This is a genomic window from Deltaproteobacteria bacterium, assembly GCA_026712905.1.
In the GTDB taxonomy this organism is placed as follows: domain Bacteria; phylum Desulfobacterota; class Binatia; order UBA9968; family JAJDTQ01; genus JAJDTQ01.
This window is the reverse complement of record JAPOPM010000223.1, coordinates 67,098-87,738: the sequence shown is the minus strand read 5'-3', so window position 1 is coordinate 87,738 and position 20,641 is coordinate 67,098. Positions and strand designations below refer to the sequence as shown.

General features: G+C 67.0%; 20 protein-coding genes. 13 read left to right on the top strand and 7 right to left on the bottom strand.

Annotation, left to right across the window (positions count from 1 at the left end; genetic code table 11):
* Nucleotides 1-75 precede the first annotated feature (75 nt).
* Both OXF11_18905 and OXF11_18900 read left to right on the top strand, forming a co-directional pair.
* Complete coding sequence (locus OXF11_18905; GenBank protein MCY4489166.1) at nt 76-489, top strand: thioesterase family protein; 414 nt, start codon at nt 76-78, stop codon at nt 487-489.
* Nucleotides 489-1,763: an MFS transporter gene (locus OXF11_18900; protein MCY4489165.1), complete on the top strand. Its 1,275-nt coding sequence runs from the start codon at nt 489-491 to the stop codon at nt 1,761-1,763. The genes OXF11_18905 and OXF11_18900 overlap by 1 nt, the downstream gene beginning before the upstream one ends.
* A gap of 4 nt (nt 1,764-1,767) precedes the next feature.
* Here the strand turns inward: OXF11_18900 and OXF11_18895 are convergent, their stop codons facing one another.
* From OXF11_18895 to OXF11_18885, 3 genes are all read right to left on the bottom strand, one after another.
* Nucleotides 1,768-2,709 carry an LLM class flavin-dependent oxidoreductase gene (locus OXF11_18895; protein ID MCY4489164.1) on the bottom strand — a complete coding sequence of 314 codons (942 nt, stop codon included), beginning with the start codon at nt 2,707-2,709 and terminating at the stop codon, nt 1,768-1,770.
* A gap of 4 nt (nt 2,710-2,713) precedes the next feature.
* On the bottom strand, nt 2,714-3,682 hold the full coding sequence (locus OXF11_18890; GenBank protein ID MCY4489163.1) for an alpha-ketoacid dehydrogenase subunit beta: 969 nt from the start codon (nt 3,680-3,682) through the stop codon (nt 2,714-2,716).
* Nucleotides 3,683-3,749: 67 nt separating this feature from the next.
* On the bottom strand, nt 3,750-4,769 hold the full coding sequence (locus OXF11_18885) for a thiamine pyrophosphate-dependent dehydrogenase E1 component subunit alpha (protein MCY4489162.1): 1,020 nt from the start codon (nt 4,767-4,769) through the stop codon (nt 3,750-3,752).
* Between the two features lie 182 nt (nt 4,770-4,951).
* Here OXF11_18885 and OXF11_18880 point away from each other — a divergent pair, with 182 nt between their 5' ends.
* The 4 genes from OXF11_18880 to grxC all read left to right on the top strand — a co-directional run bounded on the left by OXF11_18880 (nt 4,952) and on the right by grxC (nt 7,622).
* Entirely contained in the window at nt 4,952-5,698 is a 747-nt protein-coding gene (locus OXF11_18880) for a 3-oxoacyl-ACP reductase FabG (protein MCY4489161.1), read from the top strand.
* A 47-nt stretch (nt 5,699-5,745) separates the two neighbouring features.
* Nucleotides 5,746-6,897, top strand: a complete 1,152-nt coding sequence (locus tag OXF11_18875; GenBank protein MCY4489160.1) for a thiolase family protein — start codon at nt 5,746-5,748, stop codon at nt 6,895-6,897.
* The gene (locus OXF11_18870; protein ID MCY4489159.1) at nt 6,897-7,301 is read left to right on the top strand and encodes an OB-fold domain-containing protein; all 405 of its coding nucleotides are present in this window, start codon (nt 6,897-6,899) and stop codon (nt 7,299-7,301) included. Before OXF11_18875 ends, OXF11_18870 begins: the two co-directional genes overlap by 1 nt.
* 63 nt (nt 7,302-7,364) lie before the next feature.
* Nucleotides 7,365-7,622, top strand: coding sequence for a glutaredoxin 3 (grxC, locus tag OXF11_18865; protein ID MCY4489158.1), 258 nt, complete (start codon nt 7,365-7,367; stop codon nt 7,620-7,622).
* Nucleotides 7,623-7,791: 169 nt separating this feature from the next.
* Here the strand turns inward: grxC and OXF11_18860 are convergent, their stop codons facing one another.
* The gene (locus OXF11_18860) at nt 7,792-9,297 is read right to left on the bottom strand and encodes a GMC family oxidoreductase N-terminal domain-containing protein (protein ID MCY4489157.1); all 1,506 of its coding nucleotides are present in this window, start codon (nt 9,295-9,297) and stop codon (nt 7,792-7,794) included.
* Between the two features lie 524 nt (nt 9,298-9,821).
* Between OXF11_18860 and OXF11_18855 the strand changes: the two genes are divergently transcribed.
* Nucleotides 9,822-10,163, top strand: a complete 342-nt coding sequence (locus OXF11_18855; GenBank protein ID MCY4489156.1) for a 4,5-dioxygenase — start codon at nt 9,822-9,824, stop codon at nt 10,161-10,163.
* A 14-nt stretch (nt 10,164-10,177) separates the two neighbouring features.
* Here the strand turns inward: OXF11_18855 and OXF11_18850 are convergent, their stop codons facing one another.
* Nucleotides 10,178-10,645, bottom strand: coding sequence for a TerB family tellurite resistance protein (locus OXF11_18850; protein MCY4489155.1), 468 nt, complete (start codon nt 10,643-10,645; stop codon nt 10,178-10,180).
* Complete coding sequence (locus OXF11_18845; GenBank protein MCY4489154.1) at nt 10,645-11,229, bottom strand: NUDIX hydrolase; 585 nt, start codon at nt 11,227-11,229, stop codon at nt 10,645-10,647. Before OXF11_18845 ends, OXF11_18850 begins: the two co-directional genes overlap by 1 nt.
* Before the next feature lie 191 nt (nt 11,230-11,420).
* Here OXF11_18845 and OXF11_18840 point away from each other — a divergent pair, with 191 nt between their 5' ends.
* From OXF11_18840 to OXF11_18830, 3 genes are all read left to right on the top strand, one after another.
* Nucleotides 11,421-12,869: a TldD/PmbA family protein gene (locus OXF11_18840; GenBank protein MCY4489153.1), complete on the top strand. Its 1,449-nt coding sequence runs from the start codon at nt 11,421-11,423 to the stop codon at nt 12,867-12,869.
* 74 nt (nt 12,870-12,943) lie between these two features.
* Nucleotides 12,944-14,269 (top strand): metallopeptidase TldD-related protein, encoded by a 1,326-nt coding sequence (locus OXF11_18835; GenBank protein ID MCY4489152.1) that lies wholly within the window; start codon nt 12,944-12,946, stop codon nt 14,267-14,269.
* Between the two features lie 284 nt (nt 14,270-14,553).
* Nucleotides 14,554-15,405: a hypothetical protein gene (locus tag OXF11_18830; protein ID MCY4489151.1), complete on the top strand. Its 852-nt coding sequence runs from the start codon at nt 14,554-14,556 to the stop codon at nt 15,403-15,405.
* Nucleotides 15,406-15,419: 14 nt separating this feature from the next.
* Here the strand turns inward: OXF11_18830 and ligD are convergent, their stop codons facing one another.
* Complete coding sequence (gene ligD / locus OXF11_18825; GenBank protein ID MCY4489150.1) at nt 15,420-17,936, bottom strand: DNA ligase D; 2,517 nt, start codon at nt 17,934-17,936, stop codon at nt 15,420-15,422.
* 98 nt (nt 17,937-18,034) lie between these two features.
* On the opposite strand from ligD, the gene OXF11_18820 reads away from it, so the two are divergent.
* From OXF11_18820 to OXF11_18810, 3 genes are all read left to right on the top strand, one after another.
* Nucleotides 18,035-19,144, top strand: a complete 1,110-nt coding sequence (locus OXF11_18820) for a Ku protein (protein ID MCY4489149.1) — start codon at nt 18,035-18,037, stop codon at nt 19,142-19,144.
* 36 nt (nt 19,145-19,180) lie between these two features.
* Nucleotides 19,181-19,993 (top strand): ImmA/IrrE family metallo-endopeptidase, encoded by an 813-nt coding sequence (locus tag OXF11_18815; protein MCY4489148.1) that lies wholly within the window; start codon nt 19,181-19,183, stop codon nt 19,991-19,993.
* An 80-nt stretch (nt 19,994-20,073) separates the two neighbouring features.
* Entirely contained in the window at nt 20,074-20,586 is a 513-nt protein-coding gene (locus OXF11_18810) for a 3-hydroxybutyryl-CoA dehydratase (protein MCY4489147.1), read from the top strand.
* Nucleotides 20,587-20,641: the final 55 nt, after the last annotated feature.

Genomic DNA, 20,641 nt, shown 5'->3' with positions numbered 1-20,641 from the left:
AAGATGGGTTTTTCGGCGCGCCGCCAGGAGGCTCGTGGATGCCCCGCGGGGCCGCGCCGGGACGGAGGTTGGCCCTTGAAACGCTTCGTATCCGAACGCCGGGTGGAGTTCGCTGACTGCGATTCTGCCCGAATCGTGTTCTATCCCAACTTTTACAAGTGGTTCGACCGCGCCACGGAACGGCTGTTCGCCTCCGTGGGACTGACCTACCGTGCCATGGAGGAACGCCACGGCGTCATCGGCCTGCCCCTCCTGGAAACCGGCTCCAAGTACCTGCGTCCCTGCCGCCACGGAGAGCGGGTGCGCCTGGAGAGTTGGGTGGACTCCTGGCGCGAGAAGGTGTTCGTGGTGCAGCACCGCATCGAGTGCGAGGGCGAGCCGGCGGTGGAGGGCTACGAGACCCGCGCCTGGGCCGCCTTGACCGAGACGGAACCCCGGTCCATGCGCGCGGTCGCCATCCCCGCCTCCGTCCGGGAACTGTTTCTGTAGTGGAACCCACCGACTCCCGAAACAGCGAGCGTTGGGCGCGCCGGCTCAACTACCTGGCGGGCGCCTGTGTCTCCAGTTCCATGAGCGCGGCGGTCACTTACGTGCCGCTCTACATGAAGAGCCTGGGCTCTTCGTACTTTGTCAGCGGGCTCCCCCTGGGAGTGCGGGCCATCGGCCGGTTCACCTTTGACGCCGCGGCCATCGTCGTGGCCGGGCGGGGGGTTCGCCCGCAGACGATACTTGCGCTGGGGGTCACGTTCACCGGTCTGGCTCTGCTGGCTTGCGCGCTGTTCCCCGGCGCCTACCCCGTCACCGCGGCGTTCTTCTTCATAGGCGCCGGCGTCGCATGGGTGCAGATCGCGCTCCGGCAGATCGTGTTCGAGGGGGCACAGGCGGGCCGGCGAGGCCGCGCCCTGGGAATCCTGAGCCGGCCAAGGGCTGGTGGGGGCGGAAGCCGATGCTGGGCGGGCCGGCGAGGCCGCGCCCTGGGAATCCTGAGCCTCTTCCTGGCCTCGGGTCCCATGGTAGGCATCGCCCTCGGCGGATTCGTCTCCGAGCACCTGGGGTACCGCACGCTGTTCGCCGTGGGGGCGGGCTTCGTTCTGTGGCTGCCGCTGCTGCTGGTGCGGCTCACGCCGCGGGAGAAGAAACCCAAAGGCCGGGAAGGGTCGCTGCACGGGCGGGTGATCCGCGAGATCCTGTGCACGCCCGGCGCGGGGCTGCTGTGCGCCGCGAGCTTCTTCTCCCTGTTCTACCAGCCGGCGCGCGCGCTGGCGCTGGCGTTCTACGCCACCGACTCCCTGGGCCTGTCGCTCAGCTCCTACGGCATCATGCGCGGCATCAGCCAGCTCGGCAACGTGAACGGTCGCTTCTTCGGCGGACTCTGGACCGACCGCTCGGGGGTCGGCGCGTGTCTCGCCACCGGTTTCTTTATCTCGGCGGCAGGCTACGCGCTGGTACCGTGGACGACGGACTTCTGGTCGCTCCTGGTCGTGCACACCGCCGTGGGTGCCGGCGCCGGCATGGTGAACCTCGCGGGCCAGGTGGGGATCCTGTCGCTGTTCCCGTCGGCCATGCGCGGGCAGGCCATGGCGCTGCACCGCGCGGTGGGGGACGTGGGACTGTTCCTGGGCCCGATGGTCGTCACCGCCGGTCTGGACGCCTTCGGCTTCTACCCGGTGTTCATGGGCCTGGCGGCGCCGCCGCTGGTGTTCGGGTTGTGGACGGTGCTGGGAAGGTCGCTGCCACGCGCGGACGCGGTGCCGGACGGTTGAACCGCTATCCGAGATGGGGCACGACGTCTTCGGCGAGCAACTCCAGGTGCTCCATCTCGTCGAAGGCCGGGTTGAGGAGCAGGTGCCGGGCGCCGAAGCCCACCACTTGGTTGAGCTTGTCGATGACCTCCTGGCGCCCGCCCCAGACGCACACCTGCGAGGCCATGTCGGCGTTGCGGTAGCGCACGGCGAAGAACTCGCGCAGGCGCCGTTCCGCCCGGTCGCGGTCGTCGTCCACCGCGAGGTAGACGCGCTTGGAGATGGTGAAGGTGGCCGGGTCCCGCCTGGCTTCGTCCAGCAGGCGCACGATGCGCCCGTGCTCCTTGACGAAGCGGTCGGTGCCCGAGGACCCGGCGCCCATCCAGCCGGCGCCGTAGGTGATGGCCCGTCGGAGGGCCGGCTCGGCGTGGCCGCCGAACCAGAGCGGGAACGGCTGTTGCAGCGGCTTGGGCTCCATGGCGACGTCGGTGAAGTTCCAGAACCGTCCCTCGAAGCTGACGCGTTCCTCGCTCCACAGCGCCTGCATGACCTTGATGCCTTCCACGAAGCGGGTCACGCGGTGCTCGGAAGGGTAGCCGAAGACGGTCTCGGGCTCGGGCCACATGCGTCCGCGGACGCCTCCGAGGCCGATGCCGGGAACGATGCGCCCGCCGCTCAACTGGTCCAGGCTCGCGAGGCTCTTGGCGAGCTGCAAGGGATTGCGCAGCACGGTGAGCAGCACCGAGGCGCCGATCCTGAGGCGGGAGGTTGCCGCGGCCACGTAGGTCATCAGGGTGACCGGCTCCAGCATCGAGAAGTTGCTGAGGATGCGCTCCTGGGTCCAGAGGCTGTCGTAGTCCAGTTCCTCGGCCCGGGCCACGAACTTCTTGATGTGGTCCGTGTCCACGGGTCCACCGATGAACACCTGGGGGATCTCGATGCCGCAGGGGATGTGGCCGTCCGCCATGTCGTTACCTCGTGGATTCCCGGACGGCGCGGGCGATGCGCTCTTCCGATGGGCCGATGTAGTCCTCGAGCGGTTGACTGTAGGGGACCGGCACATCCAGCGTCGCCACCCGGCGGATGGGCCCCTTGAGCTTGTCGAAGCCGCTCTCGGCGATGCGCGCGGCGATCTCGGCGGCCACGCCGCAACTCTGGTGGGTCTCGTCCGCGATCACCACCCGGCCGGTCTTTTCCACCGAGGACATGACGGTGTCGAGGTCGAAGGGCACCAGGGTGCGCGGGTCCACGACCTCCACGTCGATGCCGTCGGACGCGAGCGCTTCGGCCACGGCAAGGGCGCGCTGGACCGTGAAGGAAGTGGCGATCAGGGTGACGTCGGCGCCGGCGCGTTTCACGTCCGCCTGCCCCAAGGGGATGCGTTCGCCCTCCGGCACCGGTCCTTCGGTCTCGAACAGGTTCGAGTGGTCGACGAAGACCGTGGGATTGTCGCTCGCCACCGCCGCCTTGAGAAGGCCCTTCACGTCGCGCGGGGACGACGGCAGCACGATCTCCAGGCCCGGACAGTTCCACAGCATGGCCTGGGGGCTGGCCGAGTGCTGCGCCGCGCCGCCGCCCCGGAGGCCGTGGAGCATGTGGAACACCACCGGCGCCCGCGCCTGGCCGCCGGACATGTACAGGACGTTGGCCGCTTCGTTCACCACCTGGGGCCAGGCTTCGAACAGGAAGCTGCCCGTGGTCACGTCCACGACGGGCCGCAGCCCGGCCATGGCGGCCCCCGTGGCCAGTCCGCAGAAGCCCAGTTCCGATATGGGCGGCGAGGCCACGCGATCGGGCCAGGCCTTTTCGATGGCGGCGAACTTGAGCCGGTGCGGGCTCAGGCTGAAGAACGTCCCGCCGATGAGATGGACGCGTTCGTCCTCCTCCATGAGCTCGCGCAGAGCTTCGAGCTTTGCCTCGTGGTACTTCAGGTTTCGCATTTCAGTTCAGTCGTCGACACAGCCTGTTCCGCGGAAATCCATGGGCGGAGCGGGGGATCGCGGGGCTCTACGCGAACACGTCGGTCTCGGCTTCGGCGAGATCGGGATAGGGGCTGTCGAAAGCGAAGTCGACGGCCGCCGCGATCTGTTCCACCACCGGCCGGTTGATGGCCTCAAGCTCGTCCCGGTTTGCGTGCCCGTTCTCCACCAGCTCGCGCATGAACCGGAGCACCGGATCACTGTCCCGATACCAGCCGCGCACGTCCTCGGGCGCGGTGGACACGTCCCAGGCCAACTCCACGGTGGTGGGCGCCTTGACCACCGGCCAGTTGGTCTCGCTGCCCGGCCATCGGACCGTCAGGGTCTCGATGAAGCGCGGGCCTTCGCCCGAACGGATCGCGTCGATGTTCTCACGCAGCGCCTCGTGCACCACGCCGGCGTCGGTGCCGTCTACCTGGACCGCGGGGACCTTGTACGCCTTGGGCAGATCGGTGAGCGGGTAGGCCGCCATGGTGGACGACTGGGTTGCGCCCACGGCGTTGCCCGCGCCGTACTTGCCGTTGTTCTCGCACAGGAAAAGGACCGGCAGTTTCCACAGCGACGCCAGGTTGAAGGTTTCGGGGATGGCGCCTTCCTCCAGCGCGCCGTCGCCGAACAGGCACACCGCGATCTGTCCGGCGCCCCGGCTCTTGGCCGCGTACGCGGCGCCGGCCCCCAGCGGCAGGATGCCGCCCACCACGCCCGAGCACTGAAGGAACCCCAGCTCCCGCGGGCTCGTGTGGAAGGAGCCGCCCTTGCCGCGGTTGTAGCCGTCGCGCCGGCCCAGGATCTCCGCCAGGAGCCGTCCGGGGTCGCCGCCTCGGGCAAGGATGTGGCCGTGGTTCCGGTGCGTGGAGAACAGGAGGTCGTCGGGACGGAGCAGCGAGATCGCCGGCACGCCGGTGGCTTCCTGGCCGATGTAGACGTGGTAGTGGCCGCGGAAGCGCCCCTCGTGGTGCAGGCCGATGAGCCGTTCCTCGAAGTGCCGGATGAGCAGCATCCTCCGGCACTGGTCCAGCAGTTGTTCCTTGGCGATGTCGGGGAGCATTTCGGCAACCGGTATAGGCCATCGCGCCGCGGATGCCAACCCCCTTCATGACCCTGAGTGAAGCACGCCGAGGCGCCGGCGCTGTTTGACAAGCCCTCCGGGCCGGGCTAATCACGGTGCGAGCAACAAGACCCGCAGATTATGATGCGAATGGCCCAGACAGGACACTAAAGGAACGGATCATGACGCTTGAGAACATGGTCGCCGTGGTTACGGGCGGCGGACAGGGCCTGGGGCGGGCCATCACCCTGGCGCTGGCGGGGGCGGGCGCGAAGGTGGTGGTGGCCGACATGAACCCGGACACCGCCGAGGCGGTTGCCGCCGAGGTCGCGGACGCCGGTGGCGAGGCGCTGGCGGTGCAGGTGGACGTGGCCGACGAGGCCTCCGTGGCCGCGTTGCGGGAACGCGCCCTGGAGCGCTTCGGACGCGTGGACGTCCTGGCGGCCAACGCGGGGCTGTATCCGCGTTCCATGGTGGTGGACATGTCCGAGGAGGAGTGGGACCGGGTGCTGGACGTCAACGTCGGCGGTCAGTTCTTGTGTGCCCGGGCTTTCGCTCCGGCCATGAAGCAGGAGGGCAGCGGCCGCATCATCTGCACGGCGTCGTCCATCGCATACAAGGGCGCCGCCGGGCATTCCCACTACGCCGCATCCAAGGCCGCGACCCTCGGTTTCGTGCGCGGGCTGGCCCGTGAGCTGGCGCCCCACGGCATCACCGTGAACGCGGTGGCGCCGGGGACCGCCAACACGGCCATGCCGCGCCAGCACCGCTCCGAGGAATCGCTGCGGCAACGCGGCGAACAAACGCCGCTGGGCCGCATCGCGGAACCGGAGGACATCGCCAACGCCGTCGCCTTTCTCGCAAGCGGCGCGGCCGCCTACATCACCGGGCAGACCCTGGTCGTCAACGGCGGAGACTTTATGATTTGATCTCCGGACCTGGTGCCGGAGTCCCTTGACGTGGAAGGGAAGACCTTATGCTGAGAAAGAAGGTGTGTCTCGTCGGCTACGGCTCGACGGAATACTCGCGCAAGTCCGACCGGCCGCTCCTGTCGTACTACGCCGAGGCCATGCAGAACGCCATGGCGCAGACCGGTCTCACCAAGAAGGAGATCAACGGGTTCTCCATGGTGACCCAGGCGAGTCCCGACTACTCGCCCTACGTGGCCGAGCAGTTGGGCCTGGAGCTCGACTGGGTGCTCAACGGCGACTGCGGCGGCGCCGGCGCGGTGTGCGCCATCCGGCGCGCGGCGGACGCCATCGAGGCGGGCTATCTGGACGTGGCCTTCATCGTCGCGGGCAACGCCTTCGACAAGAACGTGTCCCACCAGCGGGTGCTGGAGTACCAGCGGGCCAACTACGTGGACGTGTACGGCTACGGCGGACCGAACACGCTGTTCGCGCTGGTGCAACGGCGCCACATGGAGGAGTACGGCACCACCCTGGAGCAGATCGGCAAGATCGCCGTGAGCCAGCGCTTCAACGCCGGCCCCAATCCCCAGGCGCTTCTGCGCACCCCCATGACCATCGAGGACTACCTGAACTCGCGCCTGATCTCCGATCCCATACGGCTGTTCGACTGCGTGATGCCGTGCTCCGGCGGCGAGTGCGTGGTGGTGGCCTCCGAAGAGCGCGCCAGGCAGATCACCGACAAGCCCATCTACCTGGTGACGGACGCCGAGAAGATCGGCTTTCAGGCCTCGAACATGCTGCCGGACAAGACCGTCACCGGCATGAGCGTGGTGGGCGAGCACCTGTTCTCGGAGATGAGCCGGGACAACATCGACCTTCTGGCCGTTTACGACGATTACCCCATCGCGGTGATGATGCAACTCGAAGACCTGGGCTACTGCGCCAAAGGGCAGGGCGGGCCGTTCGTCGACGACCATGACCTGACCTTCGCCGGCGACTTCCCCGTGAACACCGGCGGCGGCGAGATCTCGGTGGGGCAAGCGGGCTTGGCAGGCGGTATGCTGCACGTGGTGGAAGCGCTGCGGCAGTTGCGCGGCGAGGCCGGCGAACGGCAGGTCAAGGCGGCCGAGACCGCGCTGGTCACGGGCATCGGCTGGCTGTCCTACGCGCGCAATCTCAACACCACCGCGGCGCTGATCCTGGAGAGGAGGTCCTGATGGCCGGCAAGAGTCTTCCCGCCGTAAACGCGATCGACCGCGGGTTCTGGGAGGGGGCCGCCAAGAGTGAGTTGCGGCTCCAGAAGTGCCGCGCCTGCGGCAAGATGCAGTTCTTCCCGCGCATCGCCTGCACCGGCTGCCTCGGCGGCGACTTGGAGTGGGTGCCGGTGAGCGGCAAGGGCAAGGTGCACACCTTCTCCCTCTGCCGGGTGCCGCGCAACCGCGCCTTCATGGACGAGGTTCCCATCTACGTGGCCGAGGTGGAGTTGGACGAAGGCGTGCGCATGGTCACGCGCATCGTCGGCGACAACCGCGACCAGGTGACCCTCGGCGCACCCGTCACCGTCACGTTCATGGAGACGGAGGACCCCGACATCAAGCTGCCGGTGTTCGAGCTGGCCTGATTTGCAGCCGCGCCGGGAGTGTCTAGTGCAACGGACGCTCCTGGCGCGGCCCTCCGCTACGCCATGGCAACCGTCGAAGTCTACAGTAAGGGTTGGTGCCCGTTCTGCCGGATGGCCAAGCGCCTTCTGGAGGAGAAGGGCCAGGAGTTCGTCGAGTTCGACGTGGAGCTGGAGCCCGCCAAGTACGACGAGATGCTGGAGCGCTCCCAGGGCCGGTGGACCGTCCCGGAGATCTTCATAGACGGCGACCTCATCGGCGGCTTCGACGAGCTAAGGGCGCTGGATGACAGCGGCCGGCTCGATGAGTTGCTCGGGTCGTGAAACGATCTCTCCGGCGGTCGTAGCGGGCTCGCCCCTGACCCCCGTACCCACTTCCTCGCGTGGTGCCCGCCACCGGGGGGCGACCGCAGGTCGCCCCTACAAGTCATCGCGCCTTGCCGACGACGAAAAATCCTGCGCAACTCATGCCAGGCATTTGCGGGACACGACACTAGCTCCCCTTGATGAAATCCGCCACCCGTTCGCCGATCATCATGCAGGTCACGTTGGTGTTGGCATGGGTGACCGTGGGCATGATGGAGGCGTCGGCAACCCTCAGGTTGTCGATACCGTGGACTCTCAACTGCTCGTCCACTACGGTCATGGGGTCGGACGCCGGCCCCATGAGGCAGGTGCCGGCGGCGTGGTGGTAGCTGTCGAGGGTCGAGCGGGCCCACCGCGCCCAGTCCTCGCCGCGTTTGGGCTGGATCGGCGGGCCGTAGAACTCGGGCATGTCGCCGGTCTGGGTCAGCAGGTCCAGGAACTCCAGGGTCGACACCACGGCCGCGATGTCTCCAGGGTGCTCCAGCATCCGCGCATCCACTCCCGGCAGCTCGTGGGGATCGGCGCTCTGGAGGAAGACCCGGCCGCGGTTGCGCTGTTCCAGGAGCGCCGCGGAAATGTTCAGCGTCCGGCCCACGCCCTCGAGCACGGTAGGCGGGCGCATGAAGACGTGGAAGTCGCCGGTCTCCCGTGACGGGTCGCTCTTGGTGATCAACCGGAAGGGCGGCACCACCCAGTCCACGTCGAAGCCGCCGCGTCCCTCGAAGCCCATGTGCAGCATGGCGTGGTCCTGGTAGTTCTCGCCCACCCCGGGACGGTCGTGAAGCACCTCGATGCCGTGCCGCTCCAGCTCCGCCGCCGGTCCGATGCCCGAGATCATCATGATGTGGGGGCTGTGGAACGCGCCGGCGGTGAGCACCACCTCGGTGCCCGCGGCCGTGTGCCGCTGGCCGTCCTTCTCGTAGTTCACTCCGGTCACGCGGTTGCCCGACATGGAAAGCGAAACCACGGGGGCCTCGGCGATGACGGTGAGATTGGACCGCTCCCGGGCGGCGTCCAGGTAGGCCACGGTGGTGGACTGCCGCATGCCCTCCTTGATGTTGTAGGGCGAGGTGCACAGGCCCCAGGGATTCGGGTCGTTTACATCGCCGCGCGGCAGCCCGAGTTCCCGCGCCGCGTCCATGAAGACCTGCACCGCTCTGGGGACTTCCTGGCCGAAGAGGTAATGGCGCTCGAAGTAGAGCGGGCCCTCGTGACCGTGGTCGGTACTGTCGGGATTGTCCTGGTCGTTCTCGAGCCGCTTTAGGATTGGCAGGACGTGCTCCCACGACCAGGAAGGGTTCCCCGCCGCCGCCCACGCGTCCATGTCCGCCTTGATGGGACGGATGACCGACATCACGTTCACCGAGGAGCCGCCGCCCATGATCTTCCCGGCCAGGGAATAGAAGGTGCTGCCGTCGACCCTGCGCTCCGAGGGATACATGTTGATGTAGGGGGTCTCCAGCAGGAGCCGCACCCTCCCGGCGGCCTGGGCCACCAACTCGGGGATGGGCAGCGGATCGGGGCCCGCTTCCAGCAGCAGGACCTTCCTGTTCGGGTCCTCCGAAAGACGCGCCGCCGCCGCGCAGCCGGCCGAGCCGCCACCTACCACAATCACATCGTATTCGTTTGCCATGACATCCCTTTCCCGTTCCGCGCCGTTGATCTCTTTCCCGTACCAACTCCGCGGTTGCCGTTCAACGGTGCACGTTTTTTTCTTGACACCGACTCGAAGCGGACCTAGACTCGTCTTGTCTGGTTCGCGAACGGACAAGAGCCCGAAAACCCCGCGCGACGGTTCCGGGCTCGGTCATCAAACCGCCAGGAGGTGTCGGATGACTACAGACAATCCGCCGGACACGGGACGCCCGCTCTTGAGCGGGCAGGCGGGGTTCCCCGGAGGTTTGCCGAAGGCGGCTACCGGCTGACCGTCCCGACTCAGGTGTTGGACAACACGGCTTTAACGCCGTAATACGTGAGGGGAAAAGGCAGCACAGGACACAATCCCGGAAGCTCGTTGAAGGCAACCCGCGGCCGGGGAGCCGGACAAGAAAAGACACGCATCGACCGGCGTGGATAAACGCCGGGAGCGGGCTCTTCTCGGGAGGGGGGCCCGCTTTTCTATGTGAGGTGCGTTCAAGACATGATCGGGGCAGAAACATGACGCAAGAGGCAACCGAAATCTCCGGCTATCACGCCCACGTCTACTACGACCGTGACACCAGGGAGGTGGCGGGGCGTGTACGCGAAGGACTCGGCGACCGTTTCGACGTCGTCCTGGGCCGCTGGCACGACGTTCCCGTGGGTCCCCACCCCAAGGCCATGTACCAGGTGGCCTTCACCCCGGACGAGTTCGCCAACGTGGTCTCCTGGCTCATGCTCAACCGCGAAGACCTGGACATTCTCATCCACCCCAGCACCGGCGAGCACGTGGGCGACCACCGCGACAGGTCGCTGTGGCTGGGAACCCGGCTGCCGCTGAGGCTGGGGAAGCTGAGCTGAACGACGGCACGACACTAGTGCTGGAGCCCACCGTCCCGCACCCGCAGCTTCGCTTCGATGAATTCCTTGTGTGAGACGCCGATGAGGTTGGCGATCTTGCGGACGAGGTACTCCTCGTGCTTGTCGACGTTGGCGTCGGCGTAGGCGACGGCCCACAGGTACTCCACGACTTTCCGTTTCTGTTCCTGGGAGAAGCCGCTCTTGATGAGCGAGGTGAACTGGTAGTGGTCGATGGCGTCGTCGGCTTCGGCCTCGGCGAGTTCCATCAACTGGTGCGTTTCCTCTTCGGTGAGGTCGAACTTGTCCTGGAGGGCGCCGAGAACCACGGCGCGCTCGCCCTCCGTGCACTCGACGTCGGTGCGCATCATCTCGACGAGCAGGGCGCCGGTGGCTACCTGGAGCCGGTGCTGGTCCGTTTGGCGCACATCGCGGTGGCCGGGGTCGATCTGGTTCGTGAAGAACCGCTGGATGGCCGCGAGCATCAGGCGCCGCTCCCGTTGAGGAACCGCACCTGGTAGTCCCTCCACTTATCGGCCGGACGGGTGATGTCGCCCGTGTAGGTGCCGAAACGGCCGCGCCGGCGGTCGCGAAAATAGAGTCTAAGGGTCTGCTCGACGACGGGAAACGCGATCTCGTCCCAGGGGATCTCCTCCTCGCGGCACAGGCGTACGTCGAGGCTCTCTTCACCGGCACCGAACTTGCGCTCGCGCAGACTGCCGCGGAACATGACGTAGACTTGATTGATCTGCGGCAGGTTGATGAGGGTGTAGAGCTCCGCGATGTCGACGTCGGCCAGAGCTTCCTCGCGAGTCTCGCGGGCGGCGCCCTCGATGGTGGTCTCGTAGTCCTCCAGGAACCCCGCGGGCAGGGTCCAGTAGCCGTAGCGCGGCTCGATGGCGCGCCGGCAAAGCAGGATGGTGTCGTCCCACTCCGGGATGCAGCCCACCACGACCTTCGGGTTCGTGTAATGGATGGTGTTGCAGGAGGCGCACACGTGGCGGGGGAGGTTGTCCCCATCCGGGATGCGGAACTCCAAGGGGGCGGCACAGTCGCTGCAATAGTTCATCACCAACCCTCTCGCCGGCTCTGCCGGCAAACGTCGCGGACAGAGTGTGTGCGTCGACACGAGGCATGTGACGCGACACATGCGTGTGCCGCGCGGGCCGCCGGCACCGGATACTATAGGGGCATACCCGGGCAGGGTCAAACTTCGGCGGAACCGGCTTTCGTGCTATACACGATGCGACGGGAGACAGCATGTCCACTCCGATAGAACGCCTTGAAGCATGGTTTCGGGAAGCCGGGCCCGCGGTGAGTTTCTGCTCGCTGCGCTATGTGAGGGAACGTTCCGAGCACGTTTCCGTGCGGCGCGGGGTGGTGGAACCCATCGCGTCGGGGGACGACGCCGGCGTCATGATCACGGTGGCCGACGGCCGGGGCCTGGGCTACGCGGGCACGTGCGATCTGAGCCGCACGGGGCTGCAGCGCGCCCTGGAACGCGCGCGGGACTGGGCGCGGCGGACCGAGGCGTGCGCCGTGACGGACTTCGCCGCCGCGACGCTTGGTGAGGTCCGCCAGGGTGAGTACCGCACGCCGGTGGAGTCTTCCTGGGACTCGATGCCGTTGCCCGACAAGATCGGTCTGCTGCGGGACCAGAGCGAGCGGCTGCACGCGGACCCGCGCATCGTCGACTGGGATGCCTCCCTGTGGCACACGGAGACCGAGACCCTTTTCCTGACCGTGGACGGAACGCGCGTGCACCAAGTCCTGAGCCACTTGGTTCCGGGTTTGGGCTGTACGGCCAACGATGGCTCGGAGACCGCGAGCCGCACTTTCGGTGGCCGCGGCTTCTGCCGCCAGGGCGGCCTGGAGGTGCTGGAGCAGACGGGTTTCTCCGAGGCCGCGCCGGTGTTGGCGCAGGAAGCCCTGGAACTTCTGGCGGCGCCCAACTGTCCCACGGACACCATGGACCTCTTGCTGGCGCCCGACCAGCTCATCCTTCAGATCCACGAGTCCATCGGCCATCCGCTGGAGCTGGACCGCATCCTGGGCGACGAACGTAACTACGCCGGCACGAGCTTCGTCACGCCGGACATGTTCGGGCGCTACCGCTACGGCTCCGATCTCCTGAACGTCACCTACGATCCCACCGACCCGGGACAGTTCGCGAGCTACGGCTTCGACGACGAAGGGCTCGCGGCGCGGCGCGAGCACATCATCAAGGACGGGATTCTCATGCGCGGCCTCGGCGGTCACCTGTCCCAGCAGCGCACGGGGCTTTCGGGGGTGGCCAACTCCCGCGCCACGAGCTGGAACCGTCCGCCCATCGACCGCATGGCCAACCTCAACCTGGAGCCCGGCGACGCGGCGTTCGACGACATGGTGCGTTCCATCGAGCACGGCGTGTTCATGCAGACCAACTGCTCGTGGTCCATCGACGACTCGCGCAACAAGTTCCAGTTCGGCTGCGAGCGCGGTACCCTGATCCGTGACGGCGAGTTGCGCGAGGTGGTGAAGAAGCCCAACTACCGCGGCATCTCGGCCACGTTCTGGCGCAACCTGACTCACGTGGGACGCCCAGAGACTCGCGAGGTGCTGGGGACGCCGTTCTGCGGCAAGGGGGAGCCCAACCAGGTGATCCGGGTGGGTCACGCCGCCCCCGCGTGCGTGTTCGCCGGCGTGCAGGTCTTCGGCGGCGAAGGCTGAAGGGACTGAACGGACCGCGCGGCTGTCCGTGGGGTTTTGAAGCGCGCTCCCGTGACGGGGCGCCCGGATGCGCGATGCAGGACTATTTCTACGAACTGGCGGATTTTGGCGAAGCGCTGCTGAAGGCGCCGGAGGTGCTGCTGCTGGGCTTCTCCGGAGAGGAGTCGAGCTTCGTGCGCTTCAACCGAAGCGCCGTGCGCCAGGCCGGCGCGGTGGAACAACGCCAACTGGCGCTTCATCTGATCGGCGACGGACGGAGAGTCAGCACGCACCTCACGGCGTCCGGTGACGCCGCGCTCGACCGGGAGCGCATACGCACGGCGCTCGACGACGCCCGCGAGCGGCTGTCGGTCGTTCCGGAAGACCCCTATCTGCATTACGCGACGGAGGTCCATTCCACGGAAAGCGTACGGCCCAACCGCTTGCCCGAGAACGAAGGGCAGGTGGTGGACGCCATCGTGAAGGCGGGGGAGGAGCGGGACCTCGTGGGCATCTACATGGCCGGCGGGATCCACCGGGGCTTCGCCAACTCCCTGGGCCAGCGCAACTGGTTCTCCACCTACAGCCACCACTTCGACTGGAGCTTCCATCTGGACGGCGACAAGGCGGTCAAGTGCGCCTACGCCGGGTTCGTGTGGAATCCCGCGGAGTTCGAGGAAAAGATGGCGCGGGCCAAGGCGGAGTTGGAAGCCTTGCGCCGGCCTCCGCGAACCCTGAAGCCCGGACGCTACCGCGTATACCTGGCGCCCCAGGCCCTGGAGGAGGTCGTCGGCCTGCTGCGCTGGGGCGGGTTCGGGCTGAGCGCCCGGCGCACGCGCCGGACGCCGCTGCTGCGCATGGTCACGGACGCCGCCGCTCTCGACCCTTCGGTGCGCATGGTGGAGGACACCCGCGGAGGACTGAGCGCGGGGTTCGACGACGCCGGTTTCCTCAAGCCGGACCAGGTGACCCTCATCGAGGGGGGGCGGCTGGGCGATGCGCTGGTGTCGGCGCGGGCGGCGAAAGAGTACGGCGTTCCGGCCAACGGAGCGAGCCGGCGGGAATCGCCCGAGTCCCTGGCCGTGGCCGGCGGCACGATCCCGCGGCAGGACGTGCTCGCCACGCTCGGCACCGGCATTTTCATCAACAACCTGTGGTACCTGAACTACTCCGACCGGGACGCCTGCCGCATGACCGGCATGACCCGCTTCGCCGCGTTCTGGGTGGAGAACGGGGAACTGCGGGCCCCGGTCAACGTCATGCGCTTCGACGAAACGCTTTACCGGATGCTGGGCGACAACCTCGTGGGCCTGACGCGCGAGGTGGAACTCCTGCCCGATGCCAACTCCTACGGTGGCCGCTCCACCCGGAGCCTGAGTCTGCCCGGAGCGGTGGTGGACGATTTCGCGTTGACGCTGTAGCTTCGGTGGGGAGGTCGAGGTTCGTGGGTCGGCCCGCGTGGCTCACTAGTGTCCTGCGTCACAAATAGCTTGATGAAACCGCGAGGGCATTTTTGTCGTCGGCAAGGCGCGATGACGAGCAGTGGCGGGCACCACGCGAGGAAGAGTAACGCAGCCGACGGCGAAAAGGACCCGCGGATTCATCAAGCTATTTGTGACGCAGGACACTAGCATGGCCCTTGGGGCATTGCAGCCGTCGAAGTCAAGTGTTTTATTTGTTCGAAGCCATTATCACGGAGGCAAAGATGAACAGCAACGGTTATGATCGCAAGGCTGACGACCTCGGCAACATCGTCGGGCTCGAACACGTGAACATTACCATACCCGACCAGTCCACGGCCGTGACGTTCTATGTCCTGGGCCTCGGCTTGACCCGCGACCCCTACATGAACGTCGGCCTGAACAACATGTGGGTCAACGTCGGCGGCCAGCAGTTCCACCTGCCGACCCGCGGCACTCAGAAGATTCCCGGCCACATCGGACTGGTTCTCTCCGACCTGGAAGCGCTGAAGCGCCGCTTGGCCACGGTGCAGCCGGAGCTCAAGGGGACCCGCTTCAAGTGGCGCGAGGCCGCCGACCACGTGGCGGTGACCGGCCCTTGGGGCAATCGCTTTCGTTGCCACGTCCCCGGACCGGAGTTCGGCGACATGACCATCGGCATGCCTTACGTGGAGTTCCTCACCCCTCCGGGCACCGCCCGCGCCATCGGCAAGTTCTACAAGACCGTGCTGCAGGCCCCGGTGGTTTACAAGAACGGCAGCGCGCGGGTGAAGGTAGGCCGCAACCAGAGTCTGATCTTCACCGAAACCGACGGGCGGATTCCCAAGTTCGACGGCCACCACATCGCCATCTACATCGCGAACCACTCTCGCGCCCATGAGTTCCTGCTGCGCCGGGACCTGATCATGGAAGAGAGCAACGCGCACCAGTACCGCTTCAAGGACATCGTGGACCCGACCACGGGCGAGAAGGCCTTCGAGCTGGAGCACGAGGTGCGGAGTCTCTACCACCCCATGGTCGGCCGCATCATGGTGAACCGGAACGCGGGGCAGACCCAGCGGAACTACATGCCCGGACAGGACGCCTACTATCCGTAGGCCGTTCCGCTTCCTTACACCTTCTTCCTGAACAGGGTGTCCATGCGCCCGAGCGCGTCGACCATGTCGATGCCGGGCGCGTCCACCACCGGCAACAGCGGATCCGCCTTTTTTGCGAAGCGTCGGAGTGCCGTTTTGATCGTGAAGCGTCCGGGGTCGAGCTTCGCGGTCACCTCGGACCAGCGCAGCGGGCAGGAGACCGGCGCGCCCGGCAGTGGCCGCACCGAGAAGGGCGCGGCGATGGTGCGGCCGTAGCCGTTCTGGCCGAAGTCGATGTAGACCTTGCCATCGCGGGCGTGGAGCGGCCTTTGTACGGTGGCGATGTCGGGGAGCGCCTGCGTGCCCGCCATGGCCAGCAGGCGCGCGAAGGTGCGGCACTGTTCGTAGAGGTAGCGCCGTCCCATGGGCACCAGGATGTGGAGCCCGGTGGCGCCGGAGGTCTTGACGTACGAGGCGATCTCCAGCCCGTCCAGGATACGTTTGAGCTCCCGCGCCACGCGCACGACGTGTGTGAACGGGGCTCCCTTGGGGTCCAGGTCCAGCACCAGCCAGTCGGGGTGTTCCAGGGAATCGAGCCGGCTGCCCCAGATGTGCAGCGGGATGGTGCCGAGGTTGGCCACGTAGCGCAGGCTGTCCGTGTCGTTGACGATGAAGTAGTCGATGTCGCGCTCCGCGTCCTTGGAGTAGATGCGCCGGGTGGCGACCCAGTCGGGAACGAAATCCGGTGCGTCCTTCTGGAAGAACGACTTGCCGTGGATGCCGTCGGGAAAACGCGTCAACACCAGCGGGCGGTCCCGGAGGTAGGGCAGCAAGAACGGCGCGATGGCCGTGTAATAGTCGATGAGGTCGCTCTTGGTGTAGCCGTCCTCGGGCCAGAACACCTTGTCCGGGTTGGTGAGGGCGAGCTGCGCGGGCGCGGGATGCCGCGGCGCGGCGCTTGTTTCCGCCGCGCCGCCGGTGGAGACTTCCGGCGGATCTTCACGGAGACAATCCTCCGGCGCCTTGTCGTCGCGCAGGCCCAGAAAGGACGGGTGGCGCAGGCCGCCGTCTTTCGTCCACTCGGTGTATTCCACCTCGCAGACCAGCCGGGGCTCCACCCACCGGTGCGCTCTGCCCGCGGGCGATCCCGCGGGGAAAGGGGAGTCCTCGCGTTCCAGTTCCTGGAGCCATCGGTGCACGGCGCCCAGGGTCTTCCGGTCGAAGCCCGTGCCCACCTTGGAGACGTACTCCAGCGCACCGTCGCGGTAGAGCCCCAGGTGCAGCGCGCCGAAAAGCGGGCGCGTACCCCCGGGCTGGGTGTAGCCGCCGATGACGAACTCCTGGCGCTTGCGGCACTTGAACTTCAGCCAATCGCGCGAGCGCCCGGCGCTGTAGCGGCTGTCCGCGCGCTTGGCGATGATGCCTTCCAGGTGGTTCGCCGCGGCGGCGTGATAGAACTCCTCTCCGCGCTCCGGGATATGCTCCGTGTACTGGACCAGGCCGCGCTCCGGCACGAACATGGAAAGGCACTGCTTCCTTTGCGCCAGGGGCACGGCACGCAGGTCCCTCTTTTCGGCCTCCAGGCAGTCGAAGAAGAAGCCGCGCACGGGCACCGTCCGCGCCGCCTGCTCGATGTCGAAGCGGTTGTTCAGGTGCATGCGCCGCTGCAGGCGCTGGAAGCTCGGCCGGCCGTCCTCGTCCATGGCGACGATCTCGCCGTCGATCAGGAAGTCGGTGGGGGCGGCCTTGTTCAGTGCGTGGACGATCTCCGGATAGCGCAGCGTCACGTCGTCGCCCTTGCGCCCCAATAGGGTCACCGCGCCGTCACGGCGCCGGGCGAGAACGCGGACGCCGTCATACTTGATCTCGAAGAGCCATCCGGGATCCGAGAAAGGCGCCGTGCCGAGGGAGGCCAGCATCGGTCTCGGCTTGCGCCCACTCCCCGCCGCCGGGGCCGGCATGCGCTTCAGCGCCCGATCGAGACGGGCCAGGCGCGAACGCGGGTCCCGCCGCTCCGCCACGGTAAGGCCGGACAGGATGGAGGCGGGCAACGCCTCCACCGGCTCCGCGCCCGCCTCGGCCCCGTCCTTGCTGAACAGCAGCCACTCCTTGTCGCCCCGTCCCATGCGCACGAGCATCCACACGCCGCGCAGCTTGTAGCCCTGGAGCTCGATTTCCAACGTGCCCTTTTCGAGTTGTTGGAGCGGGTCCGATGCGTGGAGCAGCCGGTAGGAGCCCTGGTCCCACAGGATGACGGCGCCGGCGCCGTAGTTGTCTCTGGGGATGACGCCCTCGAAGTCGGCGTATTCGACGGGGTGGTCTTCCACGTGCACCGCGAGGCGCTTCTCGTGGGAGCGCACCGACGGGCCCTTGGGAACGGCCCAGCTCTTGAGCACGCCGCCCATCTCCAGGCGCAGGTCGTAGTGCATCGCCCGGGCGGCGTGCTGCTGCACCACGAACAGGCCGCCGCGCCACGAACCGTGGGCGCCGAAGGCTTCCGGGGTGCGCTCGGGATCGCGCTTGCGCCGGTATTCATCCAGCGGCGCGGCCATGGCCATTCTCCGGACTGTGCATAACGTATGGAATTCTAAGGGTATTGCGTGGTAAACTCCAACCCATCCAAACGTGTGCGGATCACGGAGGCCCTATCATGGCAGCACGCGCCATCAGTTCCGGGACCATTTCCTTCGGCCTGGTATCCATCCCCATCAAGCTTTACACCGCGGCATCGTCCGGCGGCGTCGCTTTCAACTTCCTGCACAACAAGTGCGGCTCGCGCATGAAGCAGCAGCAGTTCTGCCCCGTGTGCGAGGAGGTGGTGCAGCGTTCGGACCTGGTGCGCGGCTACGAGTTCGCCAAGAACGAATACGTCCGCTTCGAGAACGACGAGCTCAAGGCCCTGGAGGAAGAGACGTCCAAGGTGATCGAGCTGGAAGAGTTCGTGCCGCTGGAAAAGGTCGATCCGGTCTACTTCGAGAAGACCTACTACCTGGGGCCCGACAAGGGCGGCGACAAGGCCTACCGCCTGCTGGCCGACGCCATGACCGAGTCCAACCACGTGGCGCTCGCCAAGTACGTGATGCGTGGCAAGGAAGGGCTGGTGCTGGTCCGCGCGGTGCGCGGCGGACTCATGCTGCACACCATGTACTACGCGGACGAGGTGCGCGACTTCGACGAGATCGAGCGCGGCCAGACGGTCCAGATCAAGGACGGCGAGCTGGACTTGGCGGTGCGCCTCATCAACGAGCTGGTACGCAAGGAGTTCCACCCGGAGAACTACCACGACGCGTACAAGGAACGGGTGCTGCGCCTGGTGGAGCAGAAGGTGGAGGGGAAGGAGGTCACGGCGCTGGAGCCGCAGGTGCGTCAGAGCCAGGTCGTGGACCTGATGGAAGCCCTCAAGGCAAGCCTCGGCCAGCACGAAGGCGCGGCCAAGGCCAAGCCCCGGCCGGCGCGTCAGGCCGCGCGCACGCCCAAGACGCCGGCGGTCGAGGCCGAGGTCACCTTCGAGGAGTTCCAGACGGCGGTGGGCGAGTCCGGTCTGGAGGTGGGCGCCGCCGAATTGAAACGCAGCTTCAGCGGGCTGGCGTCCCTCAAGAAGCGCAAGAAGCTTGTCGCCGGCGACGTGCGCGCCAAAGTCGTGAACCTGCGCAAGGACCTGGAGGTCATCCGCTCCGACCCGGACCTTTTCGGCGACGCGCCCAAGAAGCTCAAGGCTGCCCGCATCCCTCTGACCGGGCGGGACTGGGAACGCTACTGACCGCTCCGGCGCGCCTTCCCGCCAGCATCCACCGACATGAGCGAGGAGACCACAGGCCGGGCGCACCGTGTCCTGGAGGCGGCCGGCCGGCTCCTCGATGACTGTGCCATAGAGCGCGCGCCGGTGGATCTGGTGCGGCTGGCGCGGCATGTGGGCATCGGACGCATACGGGAATTGGACATACGGCTCGACGGCCAGCTCGTGGAACTCGGGGACGGCGACTACGAGGTCATCCTCAGCCGCAACGCGCCGCACACGCGCCGGCGCTTCACCCTGGCCCACGAAATCGGCCACCTACTCGTCGCCGCCCACGAGAACGGGTCCATGAGTTGCGGCGACGGCCCCACCGAGGAGTTGTGCAACCGGGTGGCGGCGGAGTTGCTGATGCCCGGCCGTTTCGTCAACGCGGCGGTCACGCCGGACCTGGACGTGGCCGGCTTCCGGCGCTTGGCGACGCGGTTCCAGTGCTCGCTCGAGGCCACCGGCTGGCGCGTGCTCAACGTGGGAAAGGTCACGGGCGCCTTGCTGGTCTGGCGGCAGCAGGACGACGGCAGCCTGGAACTCTCCGCCGCGCCGCGCACTTTCGGCTTCGATCTTCCGTTCGAATCCGGCCACATCCTTGATGGCGACCTGCCGTTCGTGCGACAGTTGGCGCAACGAAACGACGGGCCGGTCACCTACACGCATCCGGCGAGCGGCAAGACCTACCGGGGCGACTATGTCCGTTTGAACAAGGTACTGTTGATGTTCTTCAAGACAGCAGGAACCGCGGTCTCGAGGCGCCGGCGGCGCGCGGCCGCGGCGCCGGGACAGCTCGATCTGTTCGCCCCCCGGGGAGCAAGTGAGTAGATTCCCGCTTCCGCGGGAATGACGTTCTGGTACGTAGGTGCGTCGTTGGTTTGACACGGTCTGATCGAGGAGAAGAAGTCATGAAGCCAATGGAGACCATCGATCTCACGGCGCTGATGGAGAAGACCGAGGCCGAGGGCAACGGCCGCACGGTGGTGTGGCAGGACTCGGAGTCCATCGCGTTCCTCAGCAGCGGGCGCAAGCGGCGCATCGACTTCCACGTGGACCCGAGCGACGAGGTGACGCTGGTGCTGAAGGGGGAGCAGCGCCTCCATTGCCTCACCGGCGAGGGCGAGGAAAAGGTCGTGACCATGGGGCCCGGGCAGATGACCTTGTGCCCGGGCGGGGTACCGCACTCCCCGCGCGTCGATGCGGGGACCTGGTTCCTGGTGTTCGAGCGGGTGCGCCAACCGGGGGAGCAGGACCGGTTCATGTGGTTTTGCGAGAACTGCGGTAAGAAGGTGTACGAGGTGGACGTCACCGTGGGGAACTACGGCGACGATCCCGTGGGACAGGTTCACCGGGATTTTTACGGCGACGAGAAGCTCCGGACCTGCAGTGACTGCGGCAGCGTCGTTCCCCAGCCGGAATAGGCGCGAATCGAGCCAGACACTCTGGGACGCGACGGAACGGAGTTCCCCTGGACGG